Origin of the sequence: Methylocaldum sp., from assembly GCF_039794385.1 — a bacterium.
Lineage (GTDB): Bacteria > Pseudomonadota > Gammaproteobacteria > Methylococcales > Methylococcaceae > Methylocaldum.
Map to the genome: position 1 here is coordinate 1 of NZ_JBDIVO010000134.1, position 11,640 is coordinate 11,640.

11 protein-coding genes and 1 tRNA gene are annotated in these 11,640 nt (G+C 53.4%); 9 read left to right on the top strand and 3 right to left on the bottom strand.

Annotated elements, in window-relative coordinates:
* Both ABJK70_RS12775 and ABJK70_RS12780 read left to right on the top strand, forming a co-directional pair.
* Positions 1-111, top strand: a 111-nt coding sequence (locus ABJK70_RS12775; RefSeq protein ID WP_347258162.1) for a methane monooxygenase/ammonia monooxygenase subunit B, incomplete at its 5' end; no start/stop codon positions are given.
* Between the two features lie 210 nt (positions 112-321).
* Entirely contained in the window at positions 322-1,101 is a 780-nt protein-coding gene (locus ABJK70_RS12780; protein ID WP_347258160.1) for a TatD family hydrolase, read from the top strand.
* On the opposite strand, the gene ABJK70_RS12785 is transcribed toward ABJK70_RS12780, so the two are convergent.
* The 3 genes from ABJK70_RS12785 to ABJK70_RS12795 are packed head-to-tail and all read right to left on the bottom strand — an operon-like array spanning position 1,098 to position 4,993.
* Positions 1,098-2,216 carry an aminotransferase class V-fold PLP-dependent enzyme gene (locus ABJK70_RS12785; RefSeq protein WP_347258163.1) on the bottom strand — a complete coding sequence of 373 codons (1,119 nt, stop codon included), beginning with the start codon at positions 2,214-2,216 and terminating at the stop codon, positions 1,098-1,100. The genes ABJK70_RS12780 and ABJK70_RS12785 overlap by 4 nt on opposite strands.
* 32 nt (positions 2,217-2,248) lie before the next feature.
* Positions 2,249-3,073 (bottom strand): undecaprenyl-diphosphate phosphatase, encoded by an 825-nt coding sequence (locus ABJK70_RS12790; RefSeq protein WP_077732201.1) that lies wholly within the window; start codon positions 3,071-3,073, stop codon positions 2,249-2,251.
* 33 nt (positions 3,074-3,106) lie between these two features.
* Positions 3,107-4,993, bottom strand: coding sequence for a potassium transporter Kup (locus tag ABJK70_RS12795; RefSeq protein ID WP_077732202.1), 1,887 nt, complete (start codon positions 4,991-4,993; stop codon positions 3,107-3,109).
* Positions 4,994-5,779: 786 nt separating this feature from the next.
* Here ABJK70_RS12795 and tpiA point away from each other — a divergent pair.
* From tpiA to secF, 7 genes are all read left to right on the top strand, one after another.
* Complete coding sequence (gene tpiA, locus ABJK70_RS12800; protein WP_077732203.1) at positions 5,780-6,532, top strand: triose-phosphate isomerase; 753 nt, start codon at positions 5,780-5,782, stop codon at positions 6,530-6,532.
* Positions 6,533-6,543: 11 nt separating this feature from the next.
* The gene (secG, locus tag ABJK70_RS12805) at positions 6,544-6,924 is read left to right on the top strand and encodes a preprotein translocase subunit SecG (RefSeq protein WP_077732246.1); all 381 of its coding nucleotides are present in this window, start codon (positions 6,544-6,546) and stop codon (positions 6,922-6,924) included.
* A 23-nt stretch (positions 6,925-6,947) separates the two neighbouring features.
* Positions 6,948-7,032, top strand: a tRNA-Leu gene (locus tag ABJK70_RS12810).
* Positions 7,033-7,106: 74 nt separating this feature from the next.
* On the top strand, positions 7,107-8,234 hold the full coding sequence (gene tgt / locus ABJK70_RS12815) for a tRNA guanosine(34) transglycosylase Tgt (RefSeq protein ID WP_133719027.1): 1,128 nt from the start codon (positions 7,107-7,109) through the stop codon (positions 8,232-8,234).
* 24 nt (positions 8,235-8,258) lie between these two features.
* Positions 8,259-8,603: a preprotein translocase subunit YajC gene (yajC, locus tag ABJK70_RS12820; RefSeq protein ID WP_077732205.1), complete on the top strand. Its 345-nt coding sequence runs from the start codon at positions 8,259-8,261 to the stop codon at positions 8,601-8,603.
* A gap of 68 nt (positions 8,604-8,671) precedes the next feature.
* Positions 8,672-10,516 carry a protein translocase subunit SecD gene (gene secD, locus ABJK70_RS12825; RefSeq protein ID WP_086132783.1) on the top strand — a complete coding sequence of 615 codons (1,845 nt, stop codon included), beginning with the start codon at positions 8,672-8,674 and terminating at the stop codon, positions 10,514-10,516.
* A 32-nt stretch (positions 10,517-10,548) separates the two neighbouring features.
* The gene (secF, locus tag ABJK70_RS12830; protein WP_347258161.1) at positions 10,549-11,487 is read left to right on the top strand and encodes a protein translocase subunit SecF; all 939 of its coding nucleotides are present in this window, start codon (positions 10,549-10,551) and stop codon (positions 11,485-11,487) included.
* Positions 11,488-11,640 lie beyond the last annotated feature (153 nt).

Here is an 11,640-nt window from a genome sequence, read left to right on the forward strand (position 1 = left end):
ATCATCTACGATCCGGACAGCCGCTTTGCCGGTCTGTTGTTCTTCTTTGACGATGCGGGCGGCCGTCAGGTCACCCAGATCGACGCTCCGCTGATCCCGTCCTTCATGTAAGACCAAGGGGGCGCCGCGTCCCGGCGCCCTCAAGGCTTTACGACCGACGGTCGGCACTGAAAAGCCCTCCTTCTCTGAAGGAGGGCTTTTTTCTATTGATCAGGTATCAGATAGACTCGGATCTAGACCAAACATGCGCTGTCTAGAGAACAGAGATAGCTAACTTGGTTGACGTTCGTCCATTTCTTAAGAGGGCGCAGTATTTCCCTTATGTTCATAGATTCTCATTGCCATCTTGATCGCCTGGATTTAACGCCTTTTGAGGGTGAGTTCGCTTCGTTTATGAGAGAAGCGCGAGCGCAGCAGATCGAACACATGCTGTGTGTATCCATCGATCTTGACAGCTACTCCGAAATGCGCCGTTTGGTGGATGGATACGACGATGTCTCAGTATCGGTTGGTGTCCATCCTAACGAGCAGGTTTCAAGAGAGCCGAGTGTCGAAGAGCTTGTCGTCCTCGCGGAAAATGACAAGGTGGTCGCTATCGGTGAGACCGGATTGGACTACTACCGGAGTTCGGGCAGCCTGGATTGGCAGCGTGAGCGGTTTCGGCAACACATCCGAGCCGCCAAAATCGTTGGTAAGCCGTTAATTATTCACTCGCGTGAAGCCAAGGACGACACAATCAAGGTGCTGAAGGAAGAGGGGGCAGATCAAGTCAGTGGTGTGTTCCATTGTTTTACCGAGGATTGGGAGACGGCGCGGCAGGTCCTGGATCTGGGGTTTTTTATCTCATTCTCGGGGATCGTCACTTTCCGGAACGCTCAATCGATACAAGAGGTCGCCAGAATGATTCCGGAAGATCGTTTCTTGATCGAAACGGATTCGCCATACCTTGCTCCGATCCCGTTTCGTGGAAAACCGAATTATCCTTTTTATGTAAGACACGTGGCGCAGTGTGTCGCAGAACTGAAAGGAATTTCTATCGAGCGCGTTGCAGAGCTCAGCTCGGACAACTTCTATCGGTTGTTTCCAGGAGCTCGAGCCTAAGCGCGTAGCACGATATCGACCGCTCGTTCGAGCGCATCTAGGGGCGTATAGAAATGGGGCGAGAAACGGATGCCGCCGCCCCGTAATGCACAGACAACGCTATTTTGATTCAGGTGCTGATAAAGCCGTTGGTTTTCCAGAGATCGGTGGCGGAACAGCACGATGCCTGAACGACGTTCGGAAACGCTGGATGAGAGAAGTTCCAGTGCCGGGTGATTCATGATCGTTTCGACCAAGTAAGCGGTTCGCTCCAACAGTAAGGTTTCAATCCTTTCGATGCCGGTTTCCGATATCAGCGAGAGGCTGGCGGACAGCGCATGTATTCCCAGCATATTGGGGCTGCCGCATTCGAAGCGACGGGCGTTCCGTGCCGGAAGCCAAGACCGGTTATCGTAATCCCCAGCGTTCTCAACCATGTGCCAGCCGTATTGCATTAGACCCAGCAAGCCTCTCGCACGCGGCGAGGTATAAAAAACACCTAGCCCTTCCGGTCCGAACATCCACTTATGACCATCAGCCATGACAAAATCTGCGTGGCACCTTTGTACGTCGAAACGCAATGCCCCTAAGCTTTGAATGGCGTCAATGCAAAATAAAATCCCTTGGTCGCGGCAGAACCGGCCGATTTTGTCCATATCGAGGCGTAACCCCGAAGCGTATTGAACAGAACTGACGGTGATAAGCTTTGTGTGTTCGTCGGCTAGCTCAAACAAGGCATCTTCAGGCGTGCGAGCGGCATTTAGATCTGCCTCTTTGAACTCCACTCCTCGATCGCTTAGTGCTTGCCACGGAATTCGATTTGACGGGAACTCCTCGTTGCTGGAGACGATATTGTCGCCGGGTTGCCAGTCGAGACCAAAAGCCACGAGCGAGATGGCCTCGGAAGTGTTCTTGACTAAAGCGATATCGTCCGTGGACGGCGCATTGAGCAAGTCCCTCAACTGTTCCCGCAATAAATCTTCTTGTTTCACCCATTCCAAGTAACGGGACGCACCGTATCGGGCGTTTTCCTCTGCGAACTGGCTTACCGCCAGGGCCGTCCGCAAAGGCCACGGTGCCACGGCCGCATGATTCAAATAGATTAAGTCCGGGGACAATGGGAATTCGGGGTGCATCTGGTTGGAAACCGGGCAATGAAATCGTTGAATCAGAGCGAAACAGTGAGTCCGGTCGTCGACAGAAAATAGACCAATACCAATGAGCCGAACAGTATTCGATACCAGGCAAACGCTTTGAAACTGTGTCGGGCGACGAATGCCAGCAACGCTCGAATAACCAGCCAAGCGCTGAAAAAAGCCGCAACGAAACCGGCTGCCAACATCTCCAGATCTTCAGGTCTCATGATGTCGAGATTCTTGTACAGGTCGTAGAAAGTGGCGGCGAACATCGTCGGAATAGCGAGAAAGAACGAGAACTCCGTCGCAACTGACCGTGACATGCCGCTCAGCAACCCACCCATGATCGTCGCGCCCGCTCGAGATACGCCCGGAAACAAGGCAAGGCTTTGAGCTAAGCCCACTTTGAGCGCCACATGCCAGGTCAACTCGTCGACGTGCTCGACATGATGAGTCCGGCGCCGGCTTTCGATCAACAGAATCACGAGGCCGCCGAGTATCAGCGCCCCGGCTACGGTAATCGGGTTGAAGAGCTGAGTCTTGATGGTTTTGTGAAGAAAAAGACCGAGTAGAGCTGCCGGCAGAAACCCGATCAAGACATTAAGCGCGAAACGGAATGCGGCTGGATCCGAGAATAGCGACCCGGACACGCGAGTAATGCGCTGCCGGTAATGCCAAACGATGGCACAAATCGCCCCAAGCTGAATAAATATGTCGAACGTTTTCGCCCGTTCCCCGGTGAAAGACAATAGATCATTGGCAATGATTAAATGACCGGTACTGGAGATCGGAAGAAACTCGGTGGCTCCCTCCAAAATACCAAGCACGATTGCCTTCAAATAAAGGGGAATGTCCATAAACTTCCTTAAGTAAAAATGCTTAAAACTCAATTACAGCATGCGTTGTACGCCCAGTTCAACGACGCGATCGGGCGGAATCCGGAAAAAACTTACAGCACTGCTCGTATTGCGGGACATGCCGATGAACAGCTTCAGGCGCCAAAGCGGCATTTTCGGAACCGTGCTGGGAATAATGGTTTCGCGGCTGAGGAAAAAGGTCGTATCCGAGATATCAATGTCAAAATCTCGACTGCTTGATTTAAGGACTCGTGGGATATTGGCCGCTTCCATGAATCCATAATGTAGATTGATTCTAAAAAAGCCTGCGCCGAGGCGGCGGATTTCGCGGCGTTTTTCGGGAGCTACGCGGGGAACGTTTTCGGTAGTGACAGTCATAAGCACGACAGTCTCGTGCAGTACCTTGTTGTGTTTTAGGTTATGCAGCAACGCGGGTGGAATGCCTTCGCGGCTGCTCGTCATGAATACGGCCGTGCCGGCGACGCGCAACGGAGGATTATTGACGATTTCGGCTAAGAATTGATCAACTTGTACCGAGTCTTCGCGTAGGCTCTCCCGGAGAAGATCGCGGCCGCGTTTCCATGTCGTCAGGAGCGTAAAGGCGATAAGCCCGATGACTAACGGGAACCATCCGCCTTCAAAAATTTTCGCTGCATTAGCGACCAAGAAAGCCAAGTCGACGGTAAGGAATCCAAAAGCCAGCATGCCGCTAATGATCGGATTCCACTTCCATAAGCTGTACACCACGACGAAAGCCAAAATCGTATCGATGGCCATCGTGCCGGTGACGGCGATGCCGTAAGCGGCCGCTAAGTTGGATGAAGACTGAAACCCTAGAACCAATCCGATGATAGCGACCATCAATGCCCAGTTGATCCAAGGAATGTAGATCTGACCCTTTTCCTCTTCAGAGGTGTATTGAATGCCGAGCCTAGGGCAGAAGCCCAACTGAATCGCTTGAGACGTAAGGGAAAAGGTTCCAGAAATTACCGCTTGGGAAGCGACAATTGTGGCTATCGTAGCTAGGCCGATCATGAAAACCAGCGCCCCGCCAGGAACAAGGAAATAGAACGGATTTTGAACCGCCGACGGATTTTGGATGAGAAGAGCCCCCTGGCCGAAGTAGTTCAGCATCAGTGACGGAAGGACGAACAGAAACCATGCCTTGCGAATCGGTTCGCGGCCGAAATGTCCCATATCCGCATACAATGCTTCGCCGCCGGTAACGGCCAGCACCACCGCTCCCAAGATCAAAACGGAAGGCCAGCCATGCGCTGCAAAGAAGTGAAAGGCATGTACCGGATTCACGGCAGCTAAAACGGCTGGACTTTTTATCAAACTGAGCGTGCCAAAAACTGCGAGACTACAGAACCAAATTGCCATAATCGGCCCGAATAGCGCACCGACGCCCGCGGTCCCTTTTCGTTGAAAAGTGAAAAGCCCTATTAGGACTGCAAGAGAAATCGGAACCACATAGGAATGAAGCTCCGGCTGAAGGACTTTGAGTCCTTCGACTGCACTCAAGACCGAGATGGCCGGCGTGATCATCCCATCGCCGTAAAATAGCGATGCGCCTATCAATCCGAGCCCGATCAGTAAAAATCGGAAGCGGGTACTTATTTCCGCCTTCTGCTGGACAAGGGATATCAGGGCCATGATACCGCCTTCGCCTTTGTTATCCGCTCGCATGATGAAGATGACGTACTTCAACGATATGACGATCAGAATGGCCCAGAAAATAAGCGACAAGATGCCGAGGACATTTGCCGGCGTTGGTTCTAGCGCCAGAATGCCGCCGAAGCACTCTTTAAGTGTATAAAGCGGGCTGGTACCGATATCGCCGAATACGATGCCCAGCGCGGCGATCACCAAACTTTTTTGTTCTCGCGATTGAGATGGGGCTAGGGTTGCCGAATTCATAGATTTTCTCCGTCGCCGACGCGAAAAGAGCATGTGCTTTGTTTAGGACACCTTCCGATACGGGTTGCGCTAATTCGTGCGTGGATCCTTCCTTCATAGATGAGACGGCCAAAGGCTATCGGTGTGCTGCCGGTAGGCAACTGGTGTGTTCGAGCGGGAGCGGGCACTAGCGAATGCGCCCGTGCGCGTCGGCTCAGGTTCAGCATCGGCAATCAAATTCGCCAAATAGAGAAAGAATAGCTTTCGTCATTCGGGAGGGGCGTTTTCCGCTTGAACGCAGTTCATGCACGACTACCTCTGCTATGGAAATGCAGATGCACGATCGCTCAGATTAGGCGGTGAAGTATAGGCAGGCAGGCGAAATATCGTAGCTCAACAAGTTTGATCATGCCTCGGCTCCATCCAATCGCATTTTTCGAGCATAAAGATTAAGCGTTGGGGTAAAAAGCTGTAATGTCGCGCTAAAAGGCTTTAGAAAAATAGCGAAACGTCTCTTGCCCATGTCCATTGGGCAATATCGGGGGATGTTACCTGAGGCTTTCGGTTTACTGAACCACCAGAGAGTCTCATCCAGTGAATAGCAATTTTCTATGAGCGAAATTCTGGGCTGGTTGTAAAAAGTTGTGGGAGCTTAATCCAATAGACCGAGAATGTTGAGTAAGACTCTAGAATATTCTTATAACTTTTTGATAAGCGCAGGCACGCAGACCGAATATAGATCCTTTCAGCTTGAAAAACAGGCTCTGAGTCATTAAGCTTCTACGGTTTTACAACAAGGAGCGCTCAATGGTTCGTCGTCCTCTGGTCGTCGGAAACTGGAAGATGAACGGCACTCGAGAAAGTAAAAAAACATTGCTGACGAACATTCTTTCCGGCATTTCGGAAACCGCTCCGGCAGAGGTCGGTGTATGTGCGCCTTATGTATTCATACCCGAGGCAGCCGAACTGTTGGAAAACAAAGCGATTTTGCTTGGCGCGCAAAATGTAGCGGATGAGGACGAAGGCGCCTATACGGGTGAAATCTCCGCGCCTATGTTGCGTGAGTTCGGGTGTGACCTGGCTATCGTCGGGCATTCGGAGCGGCGACTGCGGTACGGAGAGTCCAATCAACTGGTGGCTGCGCGTTATAAAAAAGCGCTCGATCACGGTCTTACGCCAATCTTATGCGTGGGTGAGACTCTTGAGCAGCGTGAACAGGGTAATACATTTACTGTCATAGACGAGCAGTTGGAGGCGGTGTTTGATATGGCTGGCGTTGAATCGCTGGCAAATGCGGTGATCGCTTACGAACCCGTCTGGGCTGTCGGGACCGGGCGAACCGCGACAGTCGAGCAAGTGCAAGAGATACACGAATATTTGCGGCGAAAGATTTCGGAGCGGGAACCCGAAGTATCGGCTTCAGTCCGGATTCTATATGGCGGTAGTGTAAAGCCCGAAAATGCCCGTACCTTGTTCGGTATGCCCGACGTGGACGGTGGATTAATTGGCGAAGCGTCCTTGGATGCCGAGTCCTTTCTCTCGATATGCCATTCGGTTTAGGTGAAGTTTTTATGTATCAGGCATTGACAATTATTCATGTCGTGGTCGCCTTGGCGGTCATCGGATTGGTGCTTCTTCAGCAAGGCCGGGGCGCCGATGCCGGAGCGGGCTTTGGCGGTGGAGCGTCTAATAGCCTGTTCGGTGCACGGGGCGCAGCTTCGTTTTTGTCTCGCACGACCGCGGTGCTGGCTACACTGTTTTTTGTGACCAGTTTGAGTCTTGCGTACTTGGCAGATAAACAGGATAATAAACAAGTTGATATCATTGATGGTCCTGGTTTGGACCCGTCTCAACGCGATCTTCCTCCGGTAGTGGAAGAGCCGCCAGCAACTGACAAGGCCGATTTGCCCGATAGCGCCGATACGCTTCCGCCGGCAGAGCAAGAGAAATAGCCAACCTTGTTAGACCATGTTTAGCCGATGTGGTGGAATTGGTAGACACGCCATCTTGAGGGGGTGGTGACGCAAGTCGTGTCGGTTCAAGTCCGACCATCGGCACCAATTACGTCGATTCGAGATGGCCTGCCTATTTCAGATAGTCAGGCCTCTTTTGTTTTTGCACATCTAAAAATCCGATGGAGTTTATCGTAAGCAGCACTGACGGCAGGGCCCGACGGGGCGAGCTTATCTTTTCGCGCGGAAACGTGCGGACTCCGGCATTCATGCCCGTCGGCACCTACGGCACCGTCAAGGCAATGACGCCTGAAGAGCTCAAGGAGCTTGGCGCAGAGATCGTGCTGGGAAATACCTTTCACCTGATGCTCCGCCCTGGTACCGACGTCATCCGCCGCCACGGCGATCTGCATGATTTCATGCATTGGGATCGCCCGATCCTGACCGACTCCGGTGGATTTCAGGTGTTCAGCTTAGGTGCTATGCGCAAGATTACCGAGGCCGGCGTCCGGTTTCGCTCGCCGGTGGATGGCAGCGTCACGTTTTTGGGCCCCGAGGAATCGATGGCGGTTCAGCGGGACTTGGGTTCGGATATCGTGATGATCTTCGACGAGTGTACTCCTTATCCCGCTAGTTACGAGCAAGCCGCCGATTCCATGCGTCTTTCGCTCCGCTGGGCCGAACGGAGCAAAGATGCGCATGAGGGTAATCCGTCGGCTTTGTTCGGTATCGTTCAAGGCGGCGTCTACGAAGAACTCCGGTTCGAGTCGGTAGAGGGCTTGAAGAATATCGGATTCGACGGGTATGCCATCGGCGGTCTTTCCGTGGGCGAACCCAAGGAAGACCGGGCGCGCATTTTGAATTCGCTGTTGCCGAACATGCCATCCGATAGACCCCGTTACTTGATGGGAGTCGGTACTCCAGAGGACATCGTCGAGGCGGTGCGGCTCGGCATCGATATGTTCGACTGCGTTCTGCCGACACGTAATGCCCGCAACGGTCATCTGTTCACGCGTCATGGCGCAATCCGCATCCGCAACAGTTGCTATCAGAACGATACCCGCCCGCTGGATGACGAATGCCGTTGCTACACCTGCCGAAATTTCAGCCGGTCCTATCTCCGCCATTTGGACAAATGCGGCGAAATTCTAGGGTCTCGGTTGAATACCATACACAATCTTTACTATTACCAGGAGCTTATGGCCGGCCTCAGGCAAGCGATCGAGGACAACAGGCTGAGTGAATTCGTTGCCCGGTTTTATGAGCAACGAGGAAAAGGCGAGGTTTTGTGTAATAATGCCGCGTTTTAAAAGAAAGATAAGCAAGGACCAAATATGAGTTTCTTCATTTCCGACGCATTTGCTCAAGCCGCGCCGGCCCAGCAAGAGCCGGGGTTGGCTGGTCTTATTCTACCGCTGGCTATATTGCTGATTTTCTTTTTCTTATTCGTTCTCCCGCAGCAAAGACGGGCGAAAGAGCAAAAAAGAATGATCCAGTCGCTGACCAAAGGGAGCGAAGTCGTGACCAATGGCGGGCTGCTGGGTAGAGTAGCGGATTTGGACGATAACTTCGTTCAGTTGGAAGTGGCTGATAACACCTACGTATACGTTCAGCGCCATGCCATAGCATCACTGATGCCGAAGGGTACCTACAAGGCTAAGAAAAAGGCCGAAAAATAAAACGGCTAAGCAAGTTAATTCAACGGCGGATGCACTATACCGAGCATCACGCCTCATAGGCAGCTATCATGCGAAACCGCTTTCCACTTTGGAAAAACCTTCTGATTATCGCCGTATTGGTGTTGGCGACGATTTACTCGCTGCCCAATTTTTTCGGCGAGGATCCGTCCGTTCAGCTTTCGCCTTTGCGGAGCGCTAAGCTGGACGAAGCTACTCGTGTTCAAGTCGAAAAACTGCTGACCGACGCCGGGATGCAACCGAAGTCGTTGGAATTGTCTGAGAAGCGGCTTCTGGTGCGTTTTACCGAAACCGAGACCCAGCTCAAAGCGGCCGATTTGCTCACCGGATCGCTGGGAAATAACTATACGGTAGCACTCAACCTCGCGCCGTCGACTCCGGATTGGCTCAGAGCGATCAGCGCCCAACCCATGTATCTGGGATTGGACCTTCGGGGCGGCGTGCACTTTTTGATGCAGGTGGATATGGACGCGGCCGTCCGCCAGGCTGAAGAGCGTTATGCGGAAGACATTCGTTCACTTTTGCGCGAAAGCAAAATCCGTTATCTCTCCGTCGATAGAAGTAACCAGACCATCGAAGTGAAGTTCCCGGACGGCCAAACGCTGGCCCAGGCCAGGGATGTCATGCAGCGAGAACTTCGCGGTTTGGAGCTCGGCGAGGACGGCACCGTGATGCGCGCCAGATTGTCGGAACCCGAACGCCGGGAGATCCGTCGTCTGGCTGTGGCGCAAAACATCACGACCTTGCGTAATCGCATTAACGAACTTGGCGTCGCCGAGCCGGTGATTCAGCAGCAGGGCGAAGACCGCATCGTGGTACAGCTCCCCGGCGTCCAGGATACCGCCCGCGCCAAGGAGATTCTGGGGGCCACCGCGACGCTGGAGTTTCGCCTGGTGGATACCGAGCACAGCGCCCAAGGCCTGGAAGAGGGCAAGACGCCGTTGGGCGCCAGGCTCTACCAGGATCGAAGCGGCAGGCCCATCTTGCTGCAGCGTAAGATCATCGTGACCGGCGATCAGATCGTGGATGCTTCCTCCGGGCTCGATTCTCAGTCGGGTTCTCCGGCCGTGTTCGTGACACTGAACGGCATAGGCGCGCGCAAAATGGCCGATGTTACGCGCGAGAACATCGGCAAGCCGATGGCGGTCGTCTATATCGAAACCAAGACGGAAACCAGAGAAGTGGAAGGCCGGAAGGTGGCCACCAAGAAAAAGGTCGAGGAGGTCATCAACGTCGCGACCATTCGGGACCGCTTCAGCAAGCGCTTCCAAATTACCGGTCTGGATAGTACCGAAGAGGCGCGCAATCTGGCCTTGCTGCTGCGTGCAGGAGCTTTGGCCGCGCCGGTGGACATCGTCGAGGAACGAACCGTCGGCCCCAGCTTGGGTAAGGAAAATATCGAGCAGGGTACCCGTTCGTTCATCATCGGTTTTGCCCTGATTGCTGCTGTGATGATCCTCTATTACAAGGTGTTCGGGATCATCGCCAATATCACCTTGCTCTTTAATGTCGCTTTGATTTTGTCGATTCTGTCGTTGCTCCAAGCGACATTGACCTTGCCGGGTATCGCAGGCATCACCCTGACCATAGGTATGGCAGTAGACGCCAACGTGCTCATTTACGAGCGCATCAAGGAGGAGCTGCGTAACGGCAATTCCATTCAGTCCAGTATTTACGCCGGATTCGAGCGCGCGTTCGGCACCATTTTCGACTCCAATATCACGACGCTTCTTGCGGCGATCATGTTGTTCAGTATCGGCTCTGGTCCCGTGAAGGGGTTCGCCGTGACCTTGACGATCGGGATTTTGACGTCGATGTTCACCGCGGTGATGTGTACGCGGATGCTGGTCAATTTCGTCTACGGCCAGCGGCGAGTCGCCAAACTGTGGATCTGAGTCCGATATAAAGAATTCAGGAGATTTGATCAGTGTCCGATACTAATACTCGCGGCTACGCAATCGACTTCATGCGCTGGCGCGTGCCTGCGGTTGTCCTGTCCGCCGTGGTCAGCCTCGCGTCGATCATCGCACTTGGCTGGCAAGGCTTGAACTTCGCCATCGATTTTACCGGCGGCACCATTGTCGAAGTCGGTTATCAGGAACCGGCGAATCTCGAGGAGGTGCGTCAGCAGCTGAAAGAAGCCGGTTTCGCCAATCCGATAGTGCAACATTTCGGAACGTCCAAGGAGGTTCTGATCCGTCTCGCCCCGCAAGCGGAAATCACGAGCACCGATCTGAGGACGCGAGTCATGGAGGCGCTCCGCAAGAATCCGGAGGTTCAAGCCGAACTCCATCGCATCGAATTCGTCGGACCCCAGGTGGGCGAAGACCTCGCCGAAAGCGCCGTGGTCGCCTTGCTATTGGCGATACTCGGGATTCTGGTCTATGTCGCGTGGCGTTTCGAATATCGCTTTTCGTTCGGTGCGATTCTGGCCACCATGCATGATATCACCGTAATCCTGGGCGTGTTTTCCATTCTGCAGTTGGACTTCGATCTGAGCGTACTGGCCGCCGTCCTAGCCATCTTGGGCTATTCGCTCAACGACACCATTGTGGTATTCGACAGAATTCGCGAAAACTTCCGGAAAATCAGGCGCGGCGAGGTTTTGGACGTCATCAACCTGTCCATCAACGAAACGCTGAGCCGTACCCTGATGACCTCCTTCCTAACCTTACTGGCCTGTATTTCGATGGCCATATGGGGTGGAGAAGTGCTTCGGAACTTCGCTCTGGCCTTGATTGTCGGCATCGTGGTGGGGACCTATTCGTCCATCTACGTCGCCAGCGCATTGGCCTATCGGTTGGGGATCAGCCGCGCGGATCTTCTGTTGCCGGAGAAGGAAGGGGCGATTGATAACCGTCCGTAAGTGCATTTGAATCAGACGAAAAAGGCTGCTTCGAGCGGCCTTTTTTGTGCGCAACTTTTTTGAATTCTCTTCAATCGAATTGGAGAAGCTCCCGAGCGACATGTCCTTCTCCACAAGGTGCCGCAAACGGCAACGGCCGATGCAGCCGTGGGA

Bases quoted from the DNA above. Each gene is read 5' to 3' on its own strand.
- secG (WP_077732246.1), top strand. From the start codon at position 6,544: ATGTATCAGGCATTGACAATTATTCATGTCGTGGTCGCCTTGGCGGTC.
- ABJK70_RS12795 (WP_077732202.1), bottom strand. From the start codon at position 4,993: ATGAATTCGGCAACCCTAGCCCCATCTCAATCGCGAGAACAAAAAAGT.
- ABJK70_RS12780 (WP_347258160.1), top strand. From the start codon at position 322: ATGTTCATAGATTCTCATTGCCATCTTGATCGCCTGGATTTAACGCCT.
- tgt (WP_133719027.1), top strand. From the start codon at position 7,107: ATGGAGTTTATCGTAAGCAGCACTGACGGCAGGGCCCGACGGGGCGAG.
- secD (WP_086132783.1), top strand. From the start codon at position 8,672: ATGCGAAACCGCTTTCCACTTTGGAAAAACCTTCTGATTATCGCCGTA.
- ABJK70_RS12790 (WP_077732201.1), bottom strand. From the start codon at position 3,073: ATGGACATTCCCCTTTATTTGAAGGCAATCGTGCTTGGTATTTTGGAG.
- ABJK70_RS12785 (WP_347258163.1), bottom strand. From the start codon at position 2,216: ATGCACCCCGAATTCCCATTGTCCCCGGACTTAATCTATTTGAATCAT.
- yajC (WP_077732205.1), top strand. From the start codon at position 8,259: ATGAGTTTCTTCATTTCCGACGCATTTGCTCAAGCCGCGCCGGCCCAG.
- tpiA (WP_077732203.1), top strand. From the start codon at position 5,780: ATGGTTCGTCGTCCTCTGGTCGTCGGAAACTGGAAGATGAACGGCACT.